The organism is Novosphingobium sp. TK71 (assembly GCF_055361505.1).
Window position 1 is genome coordinate 2,202,780 of sequence record NZ_JBSZKA010000001.1, and the last position, 23,603, is coordinate 2,226,382.

Genomic DNA, 23,603 nt, shown 5'->3' on the forward strand with positions numbered 1-23,603 from the left:
GGCCATGGCAAGAATGGCGGGATGGCGCTTGAAACGAACCGCTCCTGTCCTGAAGAACCGTCCCCGTCGGGACAGCCTTCAGGCCTCGGCGCGTGCGATCAGCGCGTCGAGCGCGGAGCGGCCGTGGCGCAGTTCCTCGATGATTTTTCGCAGTTCCACCGGCGTGATCCGCGACCCGCCGTCACTGTCCACCGACTGGGCCTCGACGATTCGGTGCAGCGCCTCGACGATGGCGAGGACCGGGTCCATCTGCGGGCGGGCGGTGGCCAGCGGAACCGCGCGAACTTGCGCGAGCGAGAGGAAAGGGTCGATGGCGCCCGGGCCGAATTCGCGTTCGATCCGGGCCAGGATCAGCGGATCCAGGCTGGTGGCGCGGCTGCGCGCATTGCGGATCGTACCGTTCGAGCAATCCAGACGGGTAGCCAGTTGGCCATCGGATAATTCCCCGGATTTCTGGATGTTGCGAATGATGAGGGCAATCGCCTGGCGATAATCCTCACTCGAAAGATGTGCGGAACGCCCTGCCGTCATGATGTATCCTTCCCTTCTCGCCTTGGGGTGGCTGGGCAACAGCTTGTGACGATGGATGCGAAACTGGCCAAGACTTTGTCGACAGAATCGCTATATGGCGAGGTGGATATGAAATTCAGCCGCCGAAACATGATCGTTGCAGCGACCGCGTTCGCAGCGACCTCCTCCTCTGCCGCCCGCGCCATTGCCACCGCGATTCCGGAAAGGCCGCGTGCCCCTTCGCTGGTGCTTCCGCGCCCGGGTTCCGTGGCCCCCGTCGCACCTGCGGCGCTTCCCGTGCCGCGTGGGCCCTATCAACCCGAAACGGTCGCAGCGCCGCTGTTCGATGCCGCCATGGCGGCGCTGAACCGGCATGGCGGGCGCGTGAAGGGAGACCGAATCGGCATCGTCGATTTCTCGGCATCGTCCTCGCAGCCGCGTCTCCATCTGGTTGACCTTGAAAACCGCAAGGTCACGTCGCTGCATGTCGCGCATGGCAGCGGGTCCGATCCCGCCCATACCGGCTGGCTTCAGCGTTTTTCGAACCGGCCCGGGTCAAACGCGAGCAGCGAAGGCGCGTTCCTGACTTCGGACTATTATTTTGGCGCGCACGGTCGTTCACAGCGGCTTGTCGGTCTTGATCCCACCAACAGCAATGCGCTCGAACGCGCGATCGTTGTCCACGGGGCCTGGTATGCCGAACCGAACATGATCGGTGCGCATGGCAAGCTTGGCCGCAGCCAGGGCTGCCTTGCGGTGGGGGACAGCCTGCTTAACCGCGCGTTCGACCATCTCGGCGAAGGACGCCTGATCTACGCCGCCAAGCTCGGCTGATTTCCCACAGGGGTAACGCACACCAAGGGAGTTCAGCGCATCCCCGAGGCCGACCGGCGCGTTCGCCGATCGGCGCAGCCCTGCGGCGTTTTCGCGTCAGATCGTGACGAGCGCCGTCACGCGGTGCGAAAAAGGATGATGCGGCGTTGCGCCGCGGCTGACCTGCGAGAACATGCCGTCACCCAGGGCGGAAAGCTTCGCTTCGACCAAGGGAAGGTCCTCGCCCCGCTTTACATCGAGGTGAACCATAAGTTTTCCCTTGAAATCGAGCGATATATCATCGGCTTCGACCATGGCTTCACTTAACTGGGCGAGAATTGCACTGAGTTGATCGGTTAAAGGCGTTCTGGACGCGGCGGTCCGTGCGTTAGTGGAATCGATCGAATAAACCGTTGCGTCTTTGGGCATTCGTGTCCCCGTGCTGATTACTGCCAAAACGGATAATATCACTTCAGCGCCCATAAAGAACGCTGTACCGTGTGTCTCGTTGCACATTTTTGCGGAAATCCGCCGGTGCGGCAGGAGTTGGTCAGTAAACGCCTCTTGTGCCGGGCGCGCGGCATCTACTCCGAAGCGGCGGGAAGGGTGAGGATGACGAGCAGGCCTGGGCCGTCCTGCCGGTCCTCCAGCCGGATCGATCCGCCGGCAAGGTTCATCGCCTTCACCGCGATCGACAAGCCAAGGCCGCTGCCGGGAAATGCCGAAGAACCGCGTTCGAATCGGCGGAGCAGGCGTTCGCGATCCGCAGCTGGAACGCCGTCGCCCCGGTCCCCCACGGTTACCACCAGCCGATCCGCGCCGCGCACGATTGCAATGTCGATTTGGCCACCATCGCGGGCATGGCGCACGCCATTCTCGATCACGGCGGACAGCGCGATCTGGAGCGAGGCCGCATCACACCGCCAGCGGACGATGTGATCGGGCGTGACCGTGAATTCCATCGCATCGGCGGGCAGGTGCAGCAGGGTTTCCGCCACGACATCGGCCACGAGCGCATGGACATCGACCGAGCGGCTTGAAACTGCCGTGGCGTTGAGCCGGGCGAGCGTGAGCATCCCGTCTATCAGGTCGTTCGCCCGGTCCACGACGCCCAGCAGCCGTCCCGTATCGTCCCGCAGTTCGGCGGGCGCGGTCTTGCGCAGGATCTGCGCCTGCGCGCGGATCGCCGCGAGCGGGGTGCGCAGTTCGTGGGCAACGTCGTCGGTGAAGGCCTGCTCCAGTTCGTAAGCCTGATCGAGCCGCGAGAAGAGCTTGTTGAGCGCTATGATCAGCGGCCCGAGATCGCGCGACCAGTCATCCGGCACCAGCGGCGTGAGATCGGCGAGCGAGCGCGCATTGAGTGTGGAAGCCAGCCGTTCCACTTCAGAAAGGCTCTTGCGAAGGGTCCACCAGAGAACCACCATGCCCGCGCCGATCAGCAGGATCAGCGGCAGCGCCAGCTTGCGCAGGACCGGCACCATCGAGAATTCGCGCATGGCGTCCCGTTCTGCCACGACGACGAGCAGGCGGGGGTCGCGGCCGGGCAGGCCATAGCTGCGCCAGCGATCGCCGACCGCGGTGAAATCGTGGAGCCCTGCGGCTCGGGGAACCTGGCTGACCGGCGCTCCCCAGCCGGACTGGGCAACCGGCCTGCCATCCCAGAACACCGCGAACATGCACCAGTCGTACGATGCGTGGAACGCCTTGCGCTCTTCGGGCGAGAGCAGCGGATCGTCGTCCGCCAGCCCCGTTCCCCGCGCGGCCAGCACGCCTGCTGTCAATTCGTCCTGCATCATCATGTAGAGCAGGCGGGAGGCGTTCACGAGCTGGGCGTCGGATGCGCGGCCGATCTCCCGGTTGGCCACGGTGTAGATTACGGTGCCCATCCCCAGTCCGGTCAGCGCCAGTAGCAGGAGCACGCGGCGATAGAGCCGGGTGGAGAGCGAGGACCGCCTCACGTCTCCTGCCCCCCCACCATGTAGCCGAGGCCGCGCGCCGTCCGGATGAAATCGCGCCCGAACTTGCGCCGCAGGGAGGAGATGGCGACTTCGACCGTATTCGATTCGACCCAGTGATCCTGGTCGTAAAGCTCGCCCTCGAGATCGGCCTTGGACACGAAACGCCGGCTGCGCCGCATGAGCAGGGCCAGAACGCGGTATTCCTTGGCGGTCAGCGCCACGTCTTCTCCGGCCAGCGAGGCAACGTGTCCGGCGAAATCCAGCGTGACGTCGCCGATGCTCACGCTGTTATCCTGCCGGCGGTCCTTGCGGCGAAGCTGCGAACGGATGCGCGCGGCGAGTTCCTCGAGGTCCACCGGCTTCACCACGTAGTCGTCCGCTCCGGCATCGAGCCCGGCGACGCGGTGCTGGGTGCGGTCGAACGCGGTGATGATGATGACGGGGGCAGTATTGCGGGCAGAGCGAAGCTGCCGGAGCACTTCGAGGCCGGACATTTGCGGCAGCCCGATGTCGAGCAGGATTACGTCGTAGGGGCTGACGCTGGCGGCGGCGAGAACCTCGTCGCCGCGCATGAAGTGATCGACCACGTATCCGTCGAGTTCGAGAGCGCGCTTCATCGCGGCGCCGAGATCGAGATCGTCTTCCGCAACCAGCAGGCGGGGCAAGGCACGGCTCCCAGCGAGATTGAACGCCCGGCAACGGGACCGGAAGGCTTGAGCCTTGGCTCGCGAAACGCCGGACTACGCCAGCTTCCAGCCGCCCGTCAAACCGCGAGAGATCTTTTTTGCGCCATCAGCTTCGCATCAGCTTCGCGGCCTAGGGGCGCTGATCGACCTGAACGCAGGCGCCGTTTCCGGAAGCGAAAACGCTGCGGACGGCGACAGGAACGGCTAACGAAAACATGACGATACACAAGTCCCCGCGAGAGATCGCGTCCTATTCCTCCCTCGAATCCGCTTTCGGGAGTGTGCCGGTGCGAAGCCGGGGCGTCCTGGCGCCTTGCGTGGCCCTGATCGGCTGCGACGGTTCGGGCAAGTCCACGCTTGCGCGCGATCTCGTTGCGCTGCTGGACCGGCAGTCTCCCACGCGGTCGATGTATCTCGGGCTCGGCACGGGCGATCTCGGGCGCCGGATCGGCGAACTCCCGCTGATCGGCCGACTTGCCGAACGGTTTCTTACGAGGAAGGCAAAGAAGGCGCACGAAGGGCCGGACAAGCGCCTGCCCGGGCTTGCCACGGCGCTGGCCATGTTCGGCTTTTCGCTGGCGCGGGGCCGCCGGTTCCGCAAGGTGCTCGACTACCGCCGGGGCGGCGTCCAGGTCATTACCGACCGCTATCCGCAAGCGGAAGTTCCCGGCAGCTTCGATGGCCCCGGGCTTTCGTGGAAACGCAGGGGTTCGGCTGTGGTGGAACGTCTCGCCGCGCGGGAACGGGCGCTTTACGACGACATGGCCTCCTATCGGCCGACCGTGGTGATCCGCCTCAACGTCGATGTCGATACTGCCCTTGCGCGCAAGTCCGATCACCAGCGCGACATGCTGGAGAAGAAGCTGGCCGTCGTGCCGACGCTGCGCTTCGGCGGCGCGCAGATCGTCGATGTCGATGCGACCCGCCCCTATCACGAAGTGCTGGAAACCGTTCTCGCCGTGCTGCGGCGGTACGGGCTGCACAGCTGATCCTTTGCCGACGATCTTTCATTCAGGCCTTACGATGAACAAGACAACTCTTCCGCCCCTCATCGCCGTTATCGGTTGCGATGGTTCCGGCAAGTCGACCGTGACCGAAGCACTGCGCGCCTGGCTGGAGGAGCGGCAACCGGCGCGGATCTGTCATCTCGGCAAGCAGTCCGGCAATATCGGCCGCCGGATCGCGCGCCTGCCGCTGCTGGGCGGCAAGCTCGACAAGTCGATCCATGCCAAGGCCCGGAAAGCCCAGACCGACAAGGGCCCCGGGCTGCTGGCGGCACTGGTGATCTATGCGTTTTCGATGCGGCGCGTGCGCCGTTTCCGCCGGATGATGCGGCTGCGCCGGGAGGGCAATGCCATCATCGCCGACCGTTTTCCGCAATTGGGCGTGCCCGGGCCGATGGACGGGCTGGGACTTGCCAGTGCCGGCCGGTCTGGTCTCGTGGGCTTGCTCGCCCGCTCGGAGCGCCGCCGCTACGAGGCGATGGTGGTGAACCGCCCCGACCTCGTGATCCGTCTCAACGTCTCGCTCGACGTGGCGGTGGCGCGCAAGCCGGACCACCGCCTGTCCTCGCTCGCCCGCAAGATCGCGGACGTGCCGCTCCTGATGTTCGAGGGCGCTCCCATCGTCGAGATCGATGCGGAGCAGCCCCTTGCCGAGGTCCTTGCGCTTGCGAAGGCCGCCATCGAGGAGCGCCTTGACCGGAACGAGGCGCCTGCCTCATCGCCGTTGAAGGAGTGCGCGGCGTGATCAGGACCCTGCCCATGAAGCAATGGTTTGCCGATGGGGTGTTCCGCACCATCGTCCGCAATGCCTCCTACCTCGGTTCCAGCAAGCTGGTGGCCGCATTGCTCGGCCTCGTTGCGCTGGCCTGCGCCGGGCGCGGCATGAGCCCGGCGCTGTTCGGTACGCTGGTGCTGATCCATTCCTATGCCAATGGCGTAGGCGCGCTGGTGAAGTTCCAGACCTGGCAGTTCATCGTGCGCTACGGCGCCCCGGCGCTGGGTCGGGGCGACGTGGACGAACTGCGCGACGTGACCGGCTTCGCATTCGGGCTCGACCTTGCCAGCGGCCTTGTCGGCCTTGCGGGCGGGCTGGTCCTGCTGCCGTTCCTTGCCGCATGGTTCGGCATCGGCGCCGACGATGTCGGGCTAGCGATGCTTTACTGTACGCTCATCCCGACGATGACGGCGGCGACGCCCACGGGCATCCTGCGCGTGCTGGACCGGTTCGACCAGATCGCCGTGCAGCAACTGGCGACCCCGCTGCTGCGTGCGGTCGGCGGTGCGATCTCCTATTTCGGGCACTTCGGCTTCGCCGGCTTCGTGCTCACCTGGTACATCGCCGATCTCGCTGGCGACCTCTGCCTGTGGTTCATGGCAGTTCAGGAACTGCGCCGGAAGGGCATTCGCGGTGCGCTGCGTCCCGGCCTGTTCGGTCCCGGCCGCCGCCTTGCCGGGGCCTGGGACTTCGTGTGGACGACGAACTTCGCCCACTCGATCTGGGCGGCGTGGGGTCCGGTGAGCAATCTCATCGTCGGCGCCATGCTCGGCCCGACGAGCGCGGGCCTGTTCAAGATTGCGGCGACCTTCTTCGATTCCGCCAGCAAGCCGGCCGACCTGCTGTCCCGCAGCTTCTATCCCGAGATCATGCGTCTTGATCCGACCAGCCGCCATCCGTGGCAGCTGGCGATACGCAGCGCGACCATATCCGGCGCGATCGGTTTCCTGATCCTGCTGGTGGTGATCCTCGGCGGCGAGCCGGTGATCGGGCTGGTTTTCGGCAAGCGCTATGTCGAGGCTTACGACCTGCTCCAGCTCATGACCATTTCGCTGATCGTGACGATGGCCAGTTTCCCGCTCGAATCCCTGCTCTACATGGCCGGGCGCCAGCGGTCTTCGCTGGTGGCGGAGGGCAGTGCGGCGCTGGGCTATGCGGTGCTTCTTTTCGCGCTGATCCACATGTTCGGCATTACCGGGGCGGGCCTGGCCTATGTCGCCGGGGTATGCCTCAAGGCGCTGTTCATGCTGATACCCACGCTCTGGGCCTACCGGGAGCGGCACCGCCTTTCGCATATCATGGCGCAGGGCGCGCAGGCATGACGGTGCGGTCCATCAGGAGCCGGGCGACGAACCGGGAAGAGGTGTTTACGCCCGAAACGCTGGAGGCGCTGTTCGAGGCGGTCGAGATGGACGATGTGGTCGATCCCGTCGTCAGCCTGCCCGATCCGATCCCGGTGGATTGCACGGAAGCGGAAATGCGGCGCTGCCTCTCGCTCTGCGTGGAATTCTGGCGCGCGGGGACCGATCGCGGTGCCATGCGCGATCTTGCCGGAACGCTCGTGCTGACGGGCGACCTGCCGCAGGATGCCCGCGTTCGCTACAAGCATATCCGCGCGCGCTACAAGCAATTGCGTTTCGCGCTGGTGCTTTACGGCCGAAGGCACAAGGCGCCGCTGCTGTTCCGCTCCACCGTGGCGGTGATGGGCCACTTGCAGGATTCCTTCCGCAACCGCAGGCGCCTTGCCGTGCTGGGCTACGGCATGGCCTTGCGCCTGATGATGGCTCGGCCCGTGTGGATGGCGGTGCTTTGGGAACTGCGGCGCGTGCGGCTTGACGATGCGGACGGGTTCCTTGCCTTCCGCCGCAGGGAGTTCGCGCGGCTGGACCGGGCCCTGGCGGGCGGTCCGGTAACGGGGCACGCCTTCCACGTCATGCGCAAGATCGTCAGCCGGCAGGTCTCCTACTACGATACGCGCCGGACGCTGGAACCGGAGGAGAACCTCTACCGCATGTCCCGCTTCCTGAGCGCGATCAACGGGCTGATGGGCAGCATGCACGACGATCTCGTCGAACAGGCGGGTGCCGGGCATCGGGACTATCACCGGGATCGTTTCCCGCTGCCCGAGGATATCGGCCGCCGGCTTGAGGCACTGACGGCGGCCTGCCTGGGCGAAAGCCCGACCGGCGCCGTCATTGCGGCGCGGGGCATGCCTTCGCTGGAGCCGGCGGAATGACCGGAGCCTTGCTCCGCGCCGCATAACGCCGGGCAAGGGTGGCGCAGACGAAGAGCTGCGCCTGGTGGAACAGCATCAGCGGCAGCACGATCATGCCCACCGCGTGCCCGGGGAACAGGATGGTGGCCATGGGAATTCCGCCCGCCATGCTCTTTTTCGACCCGCAGAAGACGATGGCGATCTCATCCTCCACCGGGAAGGAAAGCGCGCGGCTGGCGAGCGTGGTCAGCGCGATGACCAGCGCGAGCACGGCGATGTCGATGGCGAGTATCGCCGCAAGGCCGGGGACCGAAAGCTGGCTCCAGATTCCCGCGACCATCCCGGCGCTGAACGCGGCGTAGACCACGACCAGAACCGAGCCCCGGTCCACCACTGCCGTCAGCCTGGGATGGCGTTGCAGCCAGCCGGCGATCCATGGCCGGATCGCCTGCCCGGCCAGGAACGGCAGCAGGATCTGGAGTGCGATGTCCTCCAGCGCCTTGGGTGAGAACCCACCGGTAGCGGCAGGCAGGACGCGGGCGACAAGGAGCGGGGTGATCACCACGCCGAGCAGGTTCGAAACTGACGCGCTGCACAGCGCGGCGGGAACGTTGCCCCTGGCGATCGAGGTGAAGGCGATGGAAGACTGCACCGTCGAGGGCAGCAGGCAAAGGAACAGCAGCCCGGTGACGACATCGTTCGGCAGATGGCCCCGTGCGATCAGGCCGACCCCGAGGCCGATCAGCGGAAACAGGATGAACGTGCTGGCGAAGACAAGGGCCTGCAACCGCCAGTTGGCCATGCCGGACCAGATCGCCTGCGGCGCAAGGCGGGCACCGTAAAGCAGGAAGAGCAGCGCCACGGCGCCGGTCACGCCCTTGTCGACCAGACCCGCCGCGCTGCCTCGCGCCGGCAGCAGGGCGGCCAGCGCAACGGTGGCGATCAGCAGCAGGAGGAACCGGTCGACAGGCAGCCGGGAGAGCGCCTTGCGGATCATGGTCATGGGCGTGTCTTTCCATGGGAATCGAAGTGCCCGGTCGAACTAGGGACGGCCTGTTAAATTCACAATTCCGATAGAATGGATAACAGTCATCATGTATCATGATGACTATGGACCTGATCCCCGTGGACTTGCTGGAAACTTTCGTGGCCGTTGCCGAACTTGGCAGCTTCACGGGTGCCGCCCGGATGCTGGGGATCAGGCAGTCCACCGTCAGCCAGCATGTGCAGCGCCTTGAACAGCGGGCGGGCCGGCGGTGCATCGACCGCACCACGCACCGGGTCATGCTGACGCCGGACGGCGAAGTGCTGCTCGCCCATGCCCGCGCGATCCTCGACGGGCACCGGCGGCTGCAGAACCACCTTTCCGCCGCACCGCTGAGGGGCCGCCTTCGCCTTGGCGCATCGGAGGACTTCGTCCTTTCGGCGCTGCCCGATGTGCTGGCCGCCTTCGCGCGGCGCCATCCCGAAGTCGATCTCGAACTGCGCGCGGGCCTGAGCGACGATCTCTACGACGCTTTCGACGCGGGCCAGTTGGACCTGATCTTCGTCAAGCGGAGGCAGGGCGATCGGCGGGGCACTTCGGTATGGCAGGAGCCGATCGTCTGGGTGGGCCATCCCGAATTCCCTCTCGTTCAGGACGCGCCGCTGCCGCTCCTGCTCTATCCGCCGCCCAGCGTAACCCGCGCGCTGGCGCTGGACGTGCTGGAGCGATCGGGGCGAAGCTGGCGGGTGGCCTTCACCAGCGCCAGCCTCACCGGACTGAGCGCGGCGGCGCGCGCGGGTATCGGCCTGATGCCGCATTCCGGCAGGCTGATGCCGCCGGGCCTGTCCATCCTCGCGCCGCGCGAGGGCCTTCCCGTGCTTCCCCTGATCGAGTTCGTGGTGATCGGACCGGGCGGGACCAACCCGGCGATAGACGCCCTTTGCGCAACGATCCTGCATTGGGGCGGCAGCGCGGGGCGGGTATAGCGGCGGGAAAGGCGCGGCGTTTCGAAAAGGCTTTCGGACACAGGGGGGGTGGACGCGGCGGCTTCGGGGCTGTCTATAGGGCCCCATGCAGCAGCAAGCACTTGTCTTCGCGCTGATCGGCATTCTCGGTATCGGCGCGCAATGGATCGCGTGGCGTACCGGCTGGCCGGCCATCGCCCTCATGCTCGCCGCCGGTGTCCTCGCGGGTCCCGTCACCGGCCTTGTCGTTCCCGAACATACATTTGGCGATCTGCTGGAACCGATGGTTTCCGTCGCCGTGGCGCTGATCCTTTTCGAAGGCGGCCTCAGTCTCAATTTCCGCGAACTCAGGAAGACCGAGGGCGCGGTGACGCGTCTCATGGTCATAGGCATCCCGGTCGGCTGGGTCCTCGGGACGCTGGCGTGCTATTACGTGGCCGGGCTGGTCTGGCCGGTGGCGATCCTGTTCGCGGGCATTCTCGTGGTCACTGGCCCCACCGTGGTCATCCCCTTGCTCCGCCAGAGCAACGTGGCGCCGCGTCCCCGCGCGATCCTCAAGTGGGAAGCTATCGTCAACGATCCGTTCGGCGCGCTGTGCGCCGTCATAACCTACGAATATCTGCGCCGGGTGGACGAGGGGGGAACCCTGCTTTCGGTCCTTGCCGCGCTGCTGGCCGCGGCGGTCGTCGCCGGGCTGATCGGCTATGCCGTTGCCCGCGCGATCGCCTGGGCCTTCCCGCGCGGCCATGTGCCCGAGTACCTGAAGGCCCCGGTCCTGCTGGTGGCGGTGATCGGCACGTTCGTCCTCTCCAACCTGATCCAACAGGAAACCGGCCTGCTCGCGGTGACGGTGATGGGCGTGGCGATAGCGAACATGCGGCTCGACAGCCTGCGCGACATTCATCCGTTCAAGGAAAACGTCACCGTTCTCCTCATTTCCGGCGTCTTCGTGCTGCTTTCGGCCTCGCTCGATTTCAGTGTGCTGCGCCAGTTCGAGTGGCGCTTCATCGCCTACCTGCTGGCGCTGCTGTTCCTGGTTCGCCCGGCGACCGTGCTGCTCAGCCTGTCTTTCAGCAAGATCCCCTGGAACGAGCGCCTGCTGGTGGCGTGGATCGCGCCGCGCGGCGTGGTGGCGGTTGCGATGTCCGGCCTCTTTGCCCTCCGGCTGGACCAACTCGGCTACGGCGACGGCAGCATTCTGGTGACGCTGTCGTTCTCCGTGGTGGTCGCGACGATCGTGGCGCATGGTTTCAGCATCCGTTTCGTGGCGCGCTGGCTCAAGGTCACGGGTGCGACCAAGAAGGGGCTGCTGGTGGTCGGCAGCACGCCGTGGAGCCTGTCGCTGGCGGACCAGCTTCGCCAGCTCGACGTGCCGGTCATGATCGCGGATACGAGCTGGCAGCGGCTTTCGGCGGCGCGACAGGCCGGGATATCCACCTATCACGGCGAGATCCTGGCGGAATCGACCGAGGAGCGGCTCGATCTGGCCCAGTTCCAGGTTCTCGTCGCGACGACCGACAGCGAAGCCTACAACGCGCTCGTCTGCAGTGAGTTCGCGCCCGATATCGGCCGCGATTCCGTCTACCAGCTTGGCGGCATGGGGGATGACGAGGACCACCGCAGCCTTCCCGAGGCGCTGCGTGGGCGCGCCATGTTCGCCTCCGGCCTCGGCGTTGCCGAGATCGCGGAACGCGAGCGTCTGGGCTGGACCTTCCGCAAGACCCGCATCAGCGAGCAGTTCGATTTCGCCGATGCCCAGGCTGCACTGCCGGACGAGGCAGACATGCTGTTCCTCCTGCGAAAGGACGGCAAGATCCGCTTTTTCACTCATGCATCGCGTCCCACTCCCCAGCCCGGTGACACGATCATTTCCTACGGCCCGTCCCGTCACGGGGATCCGGAAGGGCCGCGTGAAAGCACTCAAGACAAGGAGGCGGTCGCATGAATATCGCGCCCAAATATCCGGTCCTCCCCTCTCTCCTGCCGGCGCTGCTGCTCACATCGCTTTCCGCGTGCGGGCAGGGCGAAGGCACACCGGGAGCAAGCGGGACGGATGAAGCCGGTCCTGCCCTCATTTCCGAATCCACCGCCAGCGAGGCCGTCGTGCAGGCGGCCGACGAGGCGAAGAAATCGATCATCCGCGACGATGTGGCGGTCGGCCCCACCGAGGCGCCGCCGCTGGAAGCGGTGCATCTTGTCGTGCCGTTCCCGGCAAAGGGCGCGAAGCCGGACGATGCCGGGCGCGCGCTCATCGATGGGCTGCTCGCCACGCCGACCTTCCAGGCCGGCGGGCCTGTCACTCTCTGGGGGCACAGCGATTCGCGCGGCTCCGACGCCGAGAACCTGGCGGCATCGCGCCGCCGCGCGGAAGCGGTGCGCGATTACCTTGCGGGCAAGGGTGTCGATCGCAAGCGGATCATGGTGATCGCGATGGGCGAAGCGCGGCCGATCGCGCCCAATCGCAAGCTGGACGGGAGCGATGATCCCGAAGGGCGGAACCGGAACCGCCGCGTGGAGATCGAGGTTCGCCCGCCGGAGCCGCCCAAGGAGCAGGGCGCGGATGGCCCGCAGCCGGAGGCAGGTTCAGCGCAGCCCTTCTAGCCACTGCGCGATCATGCCCTGACCGGCGGCCACGGCCTTCGGGCCAAGGCTGTCATGCGCGGCGCGGAGCGAGGCTTCGTCTCCTCCCGCCTCGATCACCGATTCCGGCCATTGCTCGATCCAGGCGTCGAAACGCGGGTCCATGCCCATCTCGGCATGGAACTGGAGCGCAAGGATGTTCGGGCCGCGCCGAAACGCCTGATGGTCGTAGAGGTGGCTCGAGGCCAGCAGTTCGACGTTGTCCGGCAGCGAGAAGGTGTCCCCGTGCCAGTGCAGCACGGGCACGCCGGCGATATGGTGCAGCGGGCTGTCAGGCACGTGCTCGTGAACCGTCACGCTATGGAAGCCCACTTCCTTGTGCGGCCCGGCATAGACATCCGCGCCCATGGCCGCCGCGATCATCTGGGCGCCGAAACAGACCCCCAGGGTCGGCCGCCCGGCTTCCAGTCGCAACGCCAGACGGCGCATCTGGCAGGCGATCCAGGGGTGGGTGTCCTGTTCGTAGACGCCCATGGGGCCGCCCATCATGATAAGCAGGTCGGGCTCGCGCAGGTCGAGCGAGGAGAAGGCCGGATCGGTCACGTCGATGCGATCGACGTCGTAGCCGGCGGCCTCGATCGGCTGCCGGTAGCCGGCCACGCCTTCATAGGGAACGTGCCGGATGATGAGGGCGGTCTTCGTCGTCACGGCGCGCTTTCGTATGGGTTCCGGCATTGGCGCCTGCCGCACCGGCCTTGCGGCCCGGCGACATGCGCATGTCATTTTCCAGAGCAGTAGATGCTCGCGCGATTCCCGTCGAGTGCCCAAGGCGCCCGGATGGAAGCGGTTACGGCAACTTTGTTTCAAACCGTTTCCGCGGCGCACGGAGGGCCAAAAAGACGGATGCAGGATTTGCAATCCTTAACGCATGCCGCCATGGTCCCCGGCAGAAACAGGAAAGGATTAAGGTTTGGAGTCAGTTTCGGTCGTACTTTTCTTGCTGCTGGCAGTTGTCGTCAGCGGCGCGATATCGAGGATGCTGCCATGGTCGGTGCCGACACCGCTGGTGCAGATCCTGCTGGGCGGGGTGATCGGTCTCTCGACCTCCTACAGCGTGTCGCTCAATCCCGAACTGTTCCTGCTGCTGTTCCTGCCGCCCCTGCTGTTCCTGGATGGCTGGCGGATTCCCAAGGACGAATTGTTCAAGGACGTCTCCACCGTCGTCGAACTGGCGCTGGGGCTCGTGCTCACTACGGTGATCGGCATGGGCCTGTTCATCCACTGGATGATCCCGGCCATGCCGCTGGCTGTTGCCTTTGCGCTGGCCGCAGTGGTTTCTCCGACCGATCCGATCGCGGTCTCGGCCATCGCTGCGCGCGTGCCGATCCCCAAGCGCATGATGCACATCCTCGAAGGGGAATCGCTGCTCAATGACGCGTCGGGCCTGGTCTGCCTCCGCTTCGCCATCGCGGCGGCGCTGACCGGGACGTTCTCCGCCGGCGCGGCGGCGCTCAACTTCCTGTGGGTGGCGGGCGCGGGCCTTGCGATCGGCGTTGCCGTCACCGTGGTCGTCTCGCGCGCGAAGACCTGGGTCAATCGCCGCTGGGGCGAGGATACCGGCTCGCAGATCCTGGTGAGCCTGCTCATCCCCTTCGGTTCCTATATGTTGGCCGAGCACTTCCACGCCTCCGGCATCCTTGCCGCCGTGGCGGCGGGCGTGACCATGACGTTTGCGGAAATCTCGCGCCAGGCCATGGCGGTCACGCGGATGCGCCGCAACTCGGTGTGGGACACGATCCAGTTCACCTTGAACGGCATCATCTTCGTGCTGCTGGGCGAACAGCTTCCCGCCATTCTCGCAGGCGCCAAGCGGACCGTCGCGATGACCGGCCATACCGAGCCGGGCTGGCTGGGGCTCTATGTCGTCGCGATCGTGCTGGGCCTTGCGGCGCTGCGCTTCGCCTGGGTGTGGCTTTCGCTCAAGTTCACCATCCTGCGCAAGCGTCAGGCGGGTGAAAGCGTGAGCTTGAGCAGCCCGAACTGGCGGCTGGTGGCGGCGATGTCGTTTGCGGGCGTGCGCGGTGCGATCACGCTGGCAGGCGTACTGACCCTGCCGCTCGCGCTGAACGACGGCAGCCCGTTCCCGGCGCGCGATCTGGCGATCTTCCTGGCGGCGGGGGTCATTATCGTCTCGCTGGTGGTTGCCAGCCTGGCGCTGCCGGTCCTGCTCAAGGACCTGACGATGCCGGCCGAACCGTCGAAGCAGGCGGAGGAGGATGCTGCGCGCATCGCCACGGCCGAGGCGGCGATCTGCGCGATCGAGCGGCACACGCACGCGCTGGCGGAAAACCGCGGCGATGCCGACCGTTATGCCGCCGCCGGCGGCCGCGTCATGGACTTCTACCGCGAACGCATCGAAGGGTTGAGCGAGGACGAAAGCGACGCGGCCCGCGCGCAGGAACTGCTGTTCCGCGATTTCCGCCTCGTCGGCGTCAAGGCGGAGCGGATCGCGCTGGCCGAACTCATCCGCGAGCGCCGGGTCGGCAGCGAGACCATCCGCAAGCTGACCCGCGAACTCGATCTCGCCGAAGCGCGTCACCGGGGCTGAAACACCTCGGCCGGTCCGGTAGCGGACCGGCCGAGGCTTTCACTCAGGCCGTTCGCGAAGTGAGCAGCGCGGCGCCGAAGCCGACGAAGATGGAGCCGGTCACCCGGTTGAACACGCGCTTCACCGAGGGCTTGCGCAAGTGCCGCGAGAGCGAACCGCCGGCCATGGCGTAAGTGCAGTACCAGAGCATCTCGATCACCGCGAAAGTGCTGACGAGCACCGCGAACTGCGGGGCCTTGGGCTCGGCTGGATTGATGAACTGGGGGAAGAAGGCGGCGGCGAAGAGCAGCAGCTTGGGGTTGCTGATCGCAATGGCGAAGCCGCCACGGAACAGCGCCCAGGGCGAACTGCGCCGGTCGATCCTGTCATCGCCTTCTTCGATCTGGGAAACGTCGGAGCGCCAGGACTTGATGCCGAGATAGACGAGATAGGCGACGCCGAGGTAGCGCAGCACCTCGAAGGCGCCGGGGACCGCCTTGAGCAGCGCGGTAAGGCCGGCTGCCGAGGCGGCGAGCACGAGCGTGATCGCCAACATGCATCCCGCCATCGCGGCAATGGCGCGGCGGAAGCCGAACTCGACGCTGCGTGTCATGACGTGGAGCATGTTCGGGCCGGGCGTTCCCGATAGCAGGAACACGGCAAAGGCATAGAGCCACCAGGTCTGGAGCGTCATCGTTCGTCTCGGCCTTAAAGGGAGAATTCGCTTAGGTCCGGAGCGGCGCCATCGCAATCGGATTTTGGCGGCGCGCAAGCCTGTCGGTCTACGCCGCCTAGGTCTCGATGAGGACCGTGTCGATCGTGAACGAGCCGTCGGCTTCGATCTCGAAATGCGCGGACACCTCGCTGCTGGCGGCCCTTTGCAAGGCGCGGATTGCGGCCACCTGTTCCGGCGGGGTGCGCATTCGCCCGGTCCAGTCCGCGAAATCCATGCGCAGGCGGGCCGTGGTCATCCGTTTCACGGCGAACCCGGCGCGTGCCAGCATCGCGTGCCACTCCGCCGCCGCATAATCGCGCACGTGGGAGAGGTCGCGCAGCAGTTCGACCGCCTGCAGATGCGTATCGGCGGCGGGATCGGCGGGCGCGATCACGTCGATGAAGATCGCGGGGCAACCGGGTGCCAGCACGCGCCGGGCCTCGCGCAGTCCTGCCTCGGCATCGCGCCAGTGGTGGGTGGAAAAACGGCAGGCGAGAAAGTCGAAGCTGTCGTCCGCGAAAGGCAGGGCTTCGGCGGGAGCCGCGCGGGTCGCGATGTTGGCGATCCCGCGCCGGGCCGCCTCGGCCGCGATCACGTCCAGCATCCGGGGCGAAAGGTCGCTGGCGGTCACGGCTCCGGCATGGGGGGCGATGGCATATCCGGCATGGCCGCCGCCCGCGCCCAGGTCGAGGGCATGGCGCGGCGCGGCCTCGCGGGCGCGCGCGGCGATCCGGTCGAGGTCGGCGCCCGAGGCATGGACCTTGCTGGTGACATAAGCGGCGGCGGTGGTGCCGAACTGGCTTTCCACCAGTTCGTGCCGGTCTTGCGGTGCCGCTGTTTGGCGGGAATTGTCGTTGGTCATGGGGTAATCTCCTTGCGAAGTCCCGTTCGCCCGGATTATAGCCTGTTACAATGAACATTGTTATCCTGTTATAACGCTGACCATGCAGACCGACGAGCAGCGACGTTTACTGGGCGCCTTCGTTCGCACCCGCCGTGAGAGCATGTCGCCTGAAGGGCATGACCGCCGCCGCCGCACTCCGGGACTGCGCCGGGAGGAGCTTGCCGCCCGTGCCGCGATCGGCACGACATGGGTGGCGTGGATCGAACAGGGCCGGGATGTGCGCCCTTCCGCCGAAACACTCTCGCGGCTGGCGGTGGGCCTCAGTCTTTCGGTGGCGGAGCGGGACTATCTGTTCGCGCTGGCCGGCAGGCATGATCCGGTCGATCCCTTCGCCCATGCCCGGCAGGCCGCACCGCTCGCCATTTCGGCGCTCGTCGAGCGGCTGGACTGGCCCTGCTATGCGCTCGACCCGGCATGGGCGGTCTGCGCGGCCAACGAGGCGGCGCGGCGCCTGTTCGTGGGCCTGTTCGAGGGCGATGCCGCCCCCAACCTGCTGCGCTATGTCTTCACCCATCCCGCCGCCCGCGTCCTGTTGCCGGACTGGAAGGAGCGCGCGGCGCGTCTGCTGGCGGAATTCCGCCGCGATTACAGCCATGCCCTTGCCGATCCGCGTGTGCGCGGGGTGGTCGAATGGCTTCAGGAGAACAGTCCCGATTTTCGCGAATCGTGGGACGGGCAGAGCGTGCTCGCGCGCGAAGGCGGAACACGAACATTTCGCCACCCCGATGAAGGTATGATACGCTTCACCCAGCATACCCTTGCGGACGTTGAGCGCGGCGATTTCCGGGTTGTCTTCCTGCAACCGGCGGAAAAGCACATATAACCTTCACCCGGCCCGCCCTTTCCAGGAATGCATGACCGCCAATCATGAAAATGATTCATGAGAGTATCCCGTCCAGCGCATTTTTCTAACGGGGATCAGGTCGTTAGGGGCTGAACTATTCCAGCAGGATTTCCCGTCCGTTTCTGATGTCACGTGCAGCAGAGGGTCGCAGCGGGGGAAACCCAACCAAAAAATGAACCGGAGAGGAATTCGCCTGTCCTGCGCGCGTCTTGCGTGCGGGGCGGCCTATGGAGTTCTCGATGCTAGGTATCGTCAAGACCGCGCTGCACCGCCCCCTGACCTTCATCGTCATGGCCATCATCATCGCCATCGGCGGCTTGCTCGCGGCTTTCCGCACGCCTGTCGACATTTTTCCCGAAATCAAGGTGCCGGTCATCGCCGTCGCCTGGACTTATGCGGGTCTTGCGCCGCAGGACATGACGGACCGCATCGTCACGCCCTATGAGCGCGTGCTGACCACCACGGTCAACGATATCGAGCATATCGAGAGCCAGTCCCTTCAGGGCACCGGCATCGTCAAGATCTACTTCCAGCCGGGCGCCGACATTCGCACCGCCACCGCGCAGGTGACCTCGGTTTCGCAGACGGTGCTGCGTCAGATGCCGCCGGGCATCACCCCGCCGCTGATCCTGAACTACAGCGCCTCGACCGTGCCGATCCTCCAGCTCGCGCTGTCGGGCGAGGGCATGACCGAGCAGCAGCTGTTCGACATCGGCCAGAACCAGATCCGCACCGGCCTCGTCACCATTCCGGGCCTTGCCATGCCGTTCCCCTCGGGCGGCCGCCAGCGCCAGGTCCAGATCGACCTCGATCCCCAGGCGCTTCAGTCAAAGGGTCTTTCCGCGGTCGATGTCGGCAATGCCATCGCCTCGCAGAACCAGATCAACCCGGCCGGCTTCGTCAAGATCGGCGCGACCCAGTACTCGGTACGGCTCAACAATACGCCGGATTCCATCGATGCGCTGAACGAACTGCCGGTCAAGGTCGTCAACGGCGCGACCATCTACATGCGCGACGTGGCCTATGTCCGCGACGGCAGCGCCCAGCAGCAGAACGTCGTTCACGTCGAAGGCCGCCGCTCGGCCCTGCTGACCGTGCTCAAGAACGGCGCGACCTCGACGCTTTCCATTGTCGAGGGCGTGAAGGGAGCCCTGCCCAAGATCGCCGAGACCCTGCCGGACAGCCTCAAGATCCTGCCGGTCGGCGACCAGTCGCTGTTCGTGAAGGCGGCGGTCAACGGGGTGATCCACGAAGGCGCCATCGCCGCCGCGCTGACCTCGCTGATGATCCTGCTGTTCCTTGGTTCCTGGCGTTCGACCGTCATCATCGCGCTGTCGATCCCGCTTGCGGTGCTGGCCGCGATCGCCATGCTGGCGGTGTTCGGGCAGACGCTGAACGTGATGACGCTGGGCGGATTGGCGCTGGCGGTGGGCATCCTCGTCGACGATGCGACCGTGACCATCGAGAACATCAACTGGCACCTCGAACAGGGCAAGGGGGTGATGGAGGCGATCCTTGACGGCGCCGCCCAGATCGTCACCCCGGCATTTGTCTCGCTGCTCTGCATCTGCATCGTCTTCGTGCCGATGTTCTTCCTGCCCGGCGTCGCGGGCTACCTCTTCGTGCCGATGGCGCTTTCGGTGGTCTTCGCGATGATCGCCTCGTTCGTCCTGTCGCGCACGCTGGTGCCGACGTTGGCGATGTACCTGTTGAAGCCGCACACGACCCACGACGAGAACCCGCACAACGCCGGAACGCCGGAATCGCACAACCCCCTCGTGCGGTTCCAGCGCGGCTTCGAAGCCCGCTTCGAGAAGCTGCGCGACGGTTACCTGGGCATTCTTCACCGCGCATTGCAGGGCCAGAAGGCCTTCATGATGGGTTTCCTCGCGATCGTCGTCATCTCGTTCGGGCTGATGCCGTTCCTGGGGAGCAACTTCTTCCCGACCGTCGATTCCGGCCAGATCGCCATGCACGTCCGCGTGCCGGTGGGTACCCGCATCGACGAGACGGCGCTGCGGTTCGAACGGATTTCGGCGGAAGTGCGCAAGCTCATTCCCCGCACCGAAGTCGGTTCGATCACCGATAACATCGGCCTGCCGGTCAGCTCGATCAACACCGTCTACAACAACAGCGGCACCATCGGCCCGCAGGACGGCGACATGCTGATCACGCTGAACAAGGACCACGCGCCGACCGGTGATTACGTCGAGAAGCTTCGCCGCGAATTGCCGCGCCTGTTCCCCGGCACCCAGTTCTCGTTCCTGCCTGCCGACATCACCAGCCAGATCCTGAACTTCGGTTCGCCTTCGCCGATCGACGTGCAGATCGCCGGCAAGGACCTGGCAGGCTCGCGCGTCTATGCCCAGAAGCTCATGGCCAAGATGGCCCGCATCCCCGGCCTTGCCGACATGCGCCTCCAGCAGCCGGCCAATTCGCCGCAGCTCGATGTCGACGTGGATCGCGCCCGCGCGGGCCAGTACGGCCTCACCGAACGCGACGTGACCACCAGCCTCGGCAACTCGCTGGCGGGAACCTCGCAGACCGCGCCGGTGTTCTTCGTGAACCCCGACAACGGCGTGCAGTACGCGGTCGTCGCACAGGCGCCCGAATATGCGGTGGATTCGATGAGCAAGCTGTCGAACCTCCCGGTGTCCGGCGCTGCCGCCGGAACCCGTCCGCAACCGCTCGGCGCATTGGCGACGGTCAATCGCTCGACCACGGCTCCGGTCGTTTCGCACTACAACATCGCCCCGGTCATCGACATCTACGGCACTCCGCAGGGCCGCGATCTCGGCGCCGTGGCGGGTGACGTGCAGAAGGCGATCGACGAGCTGAAGGCCGAAGCGCCCAAGGGCTCGACGATCACTATCCGCGGCCAGTACCAGACGATGAATACCGCGTTCTCCGGCCTCGGCTGGGGCCTGCTGGCGGCGGTCGTGCTGATCTACCTGCTGATCGTGGTCAACTTCCAGTCCTGGCTCGATCCCTTCGTCATCATCACCGCGCTTCCGGCCGCGCTCGCGGGCATCGTCTGGATGCTCTTCGCGACCGGGACCACACTGTCGGTCCCGGCGCTGACAGGCGCGATCATGTGCATGGGCGTGGCCACCGCCAACTCGATCCTCGTCGTCAGCTTCGCGCGCGAAAAGCTCGCCGAGCTGGGAGACCCGGTGAAGGCGGCGATGGAGGCGGGCCTCGTCCGCTTCCGCCCGGTGCTGATGACTGCGCTGGCGATGATCATCGGCATGGGCCCCATGGCGCTCGGCCTCGGCGAAGGCGGTGAGCAGAACGCCCCGCTCGGCCGCGCCGTCGTCGGCGGCCTGATCTGTGCCACCATCGCAACCCTCCTCTTCGTTCCCACCGTCTTCGCCTTCGTCCACGGCCGTCGCCGCGAGAAGGCAGCCCCCCAGGAAGTGCAGGCCGCCCATGCATGATTCGACCTCTGAACTCGCCGCCCAGCCCAGGGGGCCGGAAACCCGCACGCTGAAGCGGGTCGGCATCGGCGCCGCGGTGATCGCGCTGGCCGTGGTCGGCGCGGGCATCGCCACGCGCCTCAGCGCCACGCGCGATCTCGAAGCCGTGGCCGAGGATGCCGCCGTGCCCACCGTCGCCGTCGTTACCCCGGCGAGCGCGGCGGACGCGGGCGGCCTTGCGCTGCCGGGCACCGCGCAGGCGTTCAACAGCGCCGCGATCTATGCCCGCACCAACGGCTATGTCCGCAGCTGGCAGGCCGACATCGGGGACAAGGTGGGCGCCGGGCAGACGCTCGCCGTGCTCGATGCGCCTGAAGTCGACCAGCAACTTGCGCAGGCCAAGGCGGACTATCAGACCGCGCTGGCCAACCAGCGGCTCGCCGCCACGACCTCGAAGCGCTGGAGCGCCATGCTCAAGCAGGACGCCGTCTCGCAGCAGGAAGTGGATGAGAAGGCGGGCGATCTCGCCGCGAAGACCGCGCTCGCCAATGCCGCGCTCGCCAGCGTTCGCGAACTGGAAGCCACGCGCGGCTTCACCCGCCTCTCGGCCCCGTTCGCGGGTGTCGTGACCAGCCGTTCGGCGCAGATCGGCGCGCTGGTAGTGGCGGGCAATGCCGCTGCGCAGCCGCTGTTCACCGTTTCCGACGTGCACCGCATGCGCGTCTATGTCCGGGTGCCGCAGATCTATTCGGCGCAGGTCATACAGGGCGTGAACGTCGATCTGACCCTGCCCGAGTTCCCGGGGCGCAAGTTCCCCGGCACCGTTACCCGCAGCGCGGGCGCGGTGGATGCGCAGTCCGGCGCGGTCCTCGTCGAGGTCCAGGCCGACAACAGCGAAGGCGCACTGAAGCCGGGCGCCTTCGTGGAAGCCCACTTCGACGTTGCGGGCGGCGTGCAGGGCCTGACCCTGCCGGGCAGCACGATCCTCTATACGGACAAGGGCCCGAGCGTGGCCGTGGTCGGCGCGAACGACCGCGTTACCGTGCGCCCGGTCACCATTGCGCGCGATCTCGGCAAGACGGTGGTGGTTTCGGTTGGCGTCAGGCAGGGCGACCGAGTGGTGGACAGCCCGCCGGATTCGATGCGCAGCGGCGACCAGGTGAAGATCCAGAAGGCCGCGCCGAAGCCTGCCGCTCCTGCGGCAGCAAAGGGCGCCGCTCATGGCGGCTAGGCTGCGCGCAGCCGCAGCGCTGCTTTTCGCCGGGTGTTCCATGGCCGGGTGCTCGATGGCGCCCGACTATCACGCCCCCGAAACCGCCGCTCCGCCGGCTTTCCGCGAAGTGGCGGGCTGGTCGCAGGCCGCCCCGCGCGATGCCGAGGCGCGCGGCGAGTGGTGGACGATGTTCGGCGACCCCACACTGGACGATCTGGAAAAGCGGGCCGAAGCCGCCAGCCCGACGCTGGCCGCCGCGCTCGCCCGCTACGATCAGGCACGCGCCGCCGCCGGTGTCGCCGCCTCGGATCTCTATCCGACGGTCGGTGCCAGCGCGGAGGCATCGCGAGACCGCGTTTCGGCCGGCCGCCCGCTATCGACGGGTACGGCACGCACCTATAACAACTACGTGGTCGGCGGCAGTCTGTCCTACGAACTCGACCTGTGGGGCCGGGTTCGCAATTCGGTGAAAGCCGCCAATGCCGAGGCGGTGGCATCCGGCGGCGATCTCGCCTCGGCGCGGCTCAGCCTCCAGGCCTCGGTGGCGGATGCCTACTTGCGGCTGCGGGGGCTCGATGCACAGGCGGACCTGCTAAGCCGTTCGGTCGAGGCGTTCGAGCGCGCGCTCAAGCTCACTGACACGCGGCATTCGGGCGGCATCGCCTCGGGCATCGACGTCAATCGCGCCCGCACCGTGCTGGGTAATGCCCGTGCGCAAGTCTCGGCCATCGCCAACGAGCGTGCGGCGACCGAGCACGAACTGGCGGCGCTGGTCGGCGTTGTGCCGTCGGAATTCTCGCTGCCGATGCGCAGCGAGCCGCTCGATGTGCCGGACGTTGCCGTGGGCGTACCTTCGGAACTGCTCCAGCGCCGTCCCGACATCGCCGCAGCCGAGCGCAGGGTCTTTGCCGCCAATGCCCGCATCGGCGTGGCCAAGGCGGCGTGGTTCCCCTCGATCGGCCTCGGCGCGGCCGGGGGCTGGCAGACCACGAATGGCGACCTGCTGAAGACGCCCAACACCTTCTGGTCGCTCGGCCCGGTTTCCGCGTTGCTGACGCTGTTCGACGGCGGCGCGCGCAAGTCGCAGGTGAAGATGTCTCGCGCGGAGTACGAGGAAGTGGCGGCCAGCTACCGTTCCACCGTGCTCGGCGCGTTCCAGGACGTGGAGGATGCGATCGCGGCGATGCACCACCTGGAGACGCAGGCCGGGGCCCAGCGCGATGCGGCGCAGGCCGCGCAGCGCACCAGCGAGATCGCCCTGTCGCGCTACCGCGACGGCGCTTCGGACTATCTAGAAGTGGTCACCGCCCAGACTGACGCGCTCGACGCGCAGCGCTCGTGGATCAGCGTACAGACGGCGCGGCTGCGCGCCAATGTCGCTTATGTCCGGGCGATGGGCGGCATGAGCTAGGTTCGCATACACTTACCGTCCT

Annotated in this window: 22 protein-coding genes; 14 read left to right on the forward strand and 8 right to left on the reverse strand. The window is 66.5% G+C overall.

Annotation, left to right across the window (positions count from 1 at the left end; translation table 11 throughout):
* Positions 1-78 precede the first annotated feature (78 nt).
* Positions 79-531: a hypothetical protein gene (locus ACXJ16_RS25480; protein ID WP_054437358.1), complete on the reverse strand. Its 453-nt coding sequence runs from the start codon at positions 529-531 to the stop codon at positions 79-81.
* A gap of 129 nt (positions 532-660) precedes the next feature.
* Between ACXJ16_RS25480 and ACXJ16_RS25485 the strand changes: the two genes are divergently transcribed.
* A complete protein-coding gene (locus ACXJ16_RS25485; RefSeq protein ID WP_292636526.1) occupies positions 661-1,344 on the forward strand; it encodes a murein L,D-transpeptidase catalytic domain family protein in 684 nt (227 codons plus the stop codon).
* 96 nt (positions 1,345-1,440) lie between these two features.
* On the opposite strand, the gene ACXJ16_RS25490 is transcribed toward ACXJ16_RS25485, so the two are convergent.
* From ACXJ16_RS25490 to ACXJ16_RS25500, 3 genes are all read right to left on the reverse strand, one after another.
* Positions 1,441-1,752 (reverse strand): hypothetical protein, encoded by a 312-nt coding sequence (locus ACXJ16_RS25490; protein ID WP_132469519.1) that lies wholly within the window; start codon positions 1,750-1,752, stop codon positions 1,441-1,443.
* A 155-nt stretch (positions 1,753-1,907) separates the two neighbouring features.
* Positions 1,908-3,281, reverse strand: coding sequence for a sensor histidine kinase (locus tag ACXJ16_RS25495; RefSeq protein ID WP_463922515.1), 1,374 nt, complete (start codon positions 3,279-3,281; stop codon positions 1,908-1,910).
* Positions 3,278-3,946, reverse strand: a complete 669-nt coding sequence (locus tag ACXJ16_RS25500) for a response regulator transcription factor (RefSeq protein WP_054437353.1) — start codon at positions 3,944-3,946, stop codon at positions 3,278-3,280. Before ACXJ16_RS25500 ends, ACXJ16_RS25495 begins: the two co-directional genes overlap by 4 nt.
* Positions 3,947-4,001: 55 nt before the next feature.
* Between ACXJ16_RS25500 and ACXJ16_RS25505 the strand changes: the two genes are divergently transcribed.
* Genes ACXJ16_RS25505 through ACXJ16_RS25525 form a run of 5 tightly spaced genes read left to right on the forward strand, consistent with a single transcriptional unit; the run spans position 4,002 to position 7,982 of the window.
* Entirely contained in the window at positions 4,002-4,175 is a 174-nt protein-coding gene (locus ACXJ16_RS25505; RefSeq protein WP_165913286.1) for a hypothetical protein, read from the forward strand.
* 7 nt (positions 4,176-4,182) lie between these two features.
* On the forward strand, positions 4,183-4,956 hold the full coding sequence (locus tag ACXJ16_RS25510; protein WP_197283013.1) for a nucleoside/nucleotide kinase family protein: 774 nt from the start codon (positions 4,183-4,185) through the stop codon (positions 4,954-4,956).
* Positions 4,957-4,990: 34 nt separating this feature from the next.
* Positions 4,991-5,716: a nucleoside/nucleotide kinase family protein gene (locus ACXJ16_RS25515; protein ID WP_463922517.1), complete on the forward strand. Its 726-nt coding sequence runs from the start codon at positions 4,991-4,993 to the stop codon at positions 5,714-5,716.
* Between the two features lie 14 nt (positions 5,717-5,730).
* The gene (locus ACXJ16_RS25520; RefSeq protein WP_186000084.1) at positions 5,731-7,068 is read left to right on the forward strand and encodes a lipopolysaccharide biosynthesis protein; all 1,338 of its coding nucleotides are present in this window, start codon (positions 5,731-5,733) and stop codon (positions 7,066-7,068) included.
* The gene (locus tag ACXJ16_RS25525; protein ID WP_324699266.1) at positions 7,065-7,982 is read left to right on the forward strand and encodes a hypothetical protein; all 918 of its coding nucleotides are present in this window, start codon (positions 7,065-7,067) and stop codon (positions 7,980-7,982) included. The genes ACXJ16_RS25520 and ACXJ16_RS25525 overlap by 4 nt, the downstream gene beginning before the upstream one ends.
* Here the strand turns inward: ACXJ16_RS25525 and ACXJ16_RS25530 are convergent.
* Positions 7,939-8,964 (reverse strand): bile acid:sodium symporter family protein, encoded by a 1,026-nt coding sequence (locus ACXJ16_RS25530; protein WP_463922518.1) that lies wholly within the window; start codon positions 8,962-8,964, stop codon positions 7,939-7,941. The two genes, ACXJ16_RS25525 and ACXJ16_RS25530, sit on opposite strands and share 44 nt — an antisense overlap.
* 107 nt (positions 8,965-9,071) lie before the next feature.
* Between ACXJ16_RS25530 and ACXJ16_RS25535 the strand changes: the two genes are divergently transcribed.
* The 3 genes from ACXJ16_RS25535 (at position 9,072) to ACXJ16_RS25545 (ending at position 12,512) form a co-directional block, all read left to right on the forward strand.
* On the forward strand, positions 9,072-9,932 hold the full coding sequence (locus ACXJ16_RS25535; RefSeq protein WP_463923317.1) for a LysR family transcriptional regulator: 861 nt from the start codon (positions 9,072-9,074) through the stop codon (positions 9,930-9,932).
* 85 nt (positions 9,933-10,017) lie between these two features.
* The gene (locus ACXJ16_RS25540) at positions 10,018-11,856 is read left to right on the forward strand and encodes a cation:proton antiporter (RefSeq protein ID WP_132469517.1); all 1,839 of its coding nucleotides are present in this window, start codon (positions 10,018-10,020) and stop codon (positions 11,854-11,856) included.
* Positions 11,853-12,512 carry an OmpA family protein gene (locus ACXJ16_RS25545; protein ID WP_324699268.1) on the forward strand — a complete coding sequence of 220 codons (660 nt, stop codon included), beginning with the start codon at positions 11,853-11,855 and terminating at the stop codon, positions 12,510-12,512. The genes ACXJ16_RS25540 and ACXJ16_RS25545 overlap by 4 nt, the downstream gene beginning before the upstream one ends.
* Here the strand turns inward: ACXJ16_RS25545 and ACXJ16_RS25550 are convergent.
* Positions 12,495-13,199, reverse strand: coding sequence for a glutamine amidotransferase (locus ACXJ16_RS25550; RefSeq protein WP_463922520.1), 705 nt, complete (start codon positions 13,197-13,199; stop codon positions 12,495-12,497). The two genes, ACXJ16_RS25545 and ACXJ16_RS25550, sit on opposite strands and share 18 nt — an antisense overlap.
* Positions 13,200-13,461: 262 nt before the next feature.
* Between ACXJ16_RS25550 and ACXJ16_RS25555 the strand changes: the two genes are divergently transcribed.
* Positions 13,462-15,099 carry a Na+/H+ antiporter gene (locus ACXJ16_RS25555; RefSeq protein ID WP_324699269.1) on the forward strand — a complete coding sequence of 546 codons (1,638 nt, stop codon included), beginning with the start codon at positions 13,462-13,464 and terminating at the stop codon, positions 15,097-15,099.
* 43 nt (positions 15,100-15,142) lie between these two features.
* Here the strand turns inward: ACXJ16_RS25555 and ACXJ16_RS25560 are convergent, their stop codons facing one another.
* Both ACXJ16_RS25560 and ACXJ16_RS25565 read right to left on the reverse strand, forming a co-directional pair.
* Entirely contained in the window at positions 15,143-15,772 is a 630-nt protein-coding gene (locus ACXJ16_RS25560; protein WP_463922521.1) for a LysE family translocator, read from the reverse strand.
* A 97-nt stretch (positions 15,773-15,869) separates the two neighbouring features.
* A complete protein-coding gene (locus tag ACXJ16_RS25565) occupies positions 15,870-16,655 on the reverse strand; it encodes a class I SAM-dependent methyltransferase (RefSeq protein WP_463922522.1) in 786 nt (261 codons plus the stop codon).
* Positions 16,656-16,737: 82 nt separating this feature from the next.
* On the opposite strand from ACXJ16_RS25565, the gene ACXJ16_RS25570 reads away from it, so the two are divergent.
* The 4 genes from ACXJ16_RS25570 to ACXJ16_RS25585 all read left to right on the forward strand — a co-directional run bounded on the left by ACXJ16_RS25570 (position 16,738) and on the right by ACXJ16_RS25585 (position 23,581).
* Positions 16,738-17,520, forward strand: coding sequence for a helix-turn-helix domain-containing protein (locus ACXJ16_RS25570; protein ID WP_463922523.1), 783 nt, complete (start codon positions 16,738-16,740; stop codon positions 17,518-17,520).
* A gap of 260 nt (positions 17,521-17,780) precedes the next feature.
* The gene (locus tag ACXJ16_RS25575; protein WP_463922524.1) at positions 17,781-20,978 is read left to right on the forward strand and encodes an efflux RND transporter permease subunit; all 3,198 of its coding nucleotides are present in this window, start codon (positions 17,781-17,783) and stop codon (positions 20,976-20,978) included.
* Positions 20,971-22,188 (forward strand): efflux RND transporter periplasmic adaptor subunit, encoded by a 1,218-nt coding sequence (locus ACXJ16_RS25580; protein ID WP_463922525.1) that lies wholly within the window; start codon positions 20,971-20,973, stop codon positions 22,186-22,188. The genes ACXJ16_RS25575 and ACXJ16_RS25580 overlap by 8 nt, the downstream gene beginning before the upstream one ends.
* Positions 22,178-23,581: an efflux transporter outer membrane subunit gene (locus ACXJ16_RS25585; protein WP_463922527.1), complete on the forward strand. Its 1,404-nt coding sequence runs from the start codon at positions 22,178-22,180 to the stop codon at positions 23,579-23,581. The genes ACXJ16_RS25580 and ACXJ16_RS25585 overlap by 11 nt, the downstream gene beginning before the upstream one ends.
* Positions 23,582-23,603: the final 22 nt, after the last annotated feature.

Coding starts and splice junctions, on each gene's coding strand:
- ACXJ16_RS25480 (WP_054437358.1), bottom strand. CDS start 531: ATGACGGCAGGGCGTTCCGCACATCTTTCGAGTGAGGATTATCGCCAG.
- ACXJ16_RS25485 (WP_292636526.1), top strand. CDS start 661: ATGATCGTTGCAGCGACCGCGTTCGCAGCGACCTCCTCCTCTGCCGCC.
- ACXJ16_RS25490 (WP_132469519.1), bottom strand. CDS start 1,752: ATGCCCAAAGACGCAACGGTTTATTCGATCGATTCCACTAACGCACGG.
- ACXJ16_RS25510 (WP_197283013.1), top strand. CDS start 4,183: ATGACGATACACAAGTCCCCGCGAGAGATCGCGTCCTATTCCTCCCTC.
- ACXJ16_RS25515 (WP_463922517.1), top strand. CDS start 4,991: ATGAACAAGACAACTCTTCCGCCCCTCATCGCCGTTATCGGTTGCGAT.
- ACXJ16_RS25520 (WP_186000084.1), top strand. CDS start 5,731: ATGAAGCAATGGTTTGCCGATGGGGTGTTCCGCACCATCGTCCGCAAT.
- ACXJ16_RS25525 (WP_324699266.1), top strand. CDS start 7,065: ATGACGGTGCGGTCCATCAGGAGCCGGGCGACGAACCGGGAAGAGGTG.
- ACXJ16_RS25530 (WP_463922518.1), bottom strand. CDS start 8,964: ATGACCATGATCCGCAAGGCGCTCTCCCGGCTGCCTGTCGACCGGTTC.
- ACXJ16_RS25535 (WP_463923317.1), top strand. CDS start 9,072: ATGGACCTGATCCCCGTGGACTTGCTGGAAACTTTCGTGGCCGTTGCC.
- ACXJ16_RS25540 (WP_132469517.1), top strand. CDS start 10,018: ATGCAGCAGCAAGCACTTGTCTTCGCGCTGATCGGCATTCTCGGTATC.
- ACXJ16_RS25545 (WP_324699268.1), top strand. CDS start 11,853: ATGAATATCGCGCCCAAATATCCGGTCCTCCCCTCTCTCCTGCCGGCG.
- ACXJ16_RS25560 (WP_463922521.1), bottom strand. CDS start 15,772: ATGACGCTCCAGACCTGGTGGCTCTATGCCTTTGCCGTGTTCCTGCTA.
- ACXJ16_RS25565 (WP_463922522.1), bottom strand. CDS start 16,655: ATGACCAACGACAATTCCCGCCAAACAGCGGCACCGCAAGACCGGCAC.
- ACXJ16_RS25570 (WP_463922523.1), top strand. CDS start 16,738: ATGCAGACCGACGAGCAGCGACGTTTACTGGGCGCCTTCGTTCGCACC.
- ACXJ16_RS25575 (WP_463922524.1), top strand. CDS start 17,781: ATGCTAGGTATCGTCAAGACCGCGCTGCACCGCCCCCTGACCTTCATC.
- ACXJ16_RS25580 (WP_463922525.1), top strand. CDS start 20,971: ATGCATGATTCGACCTCTGAACTCGCCGCCCAGCCCAGGGGGCCGGAA.
- ACXJ16_RS25585 (WP_463922527.1), top strand. CDS start 22,178: ATGGCGGCTAGGCTGCGCGCAGCCGCAGCGCTGCTTTTCGCCGGGTGT.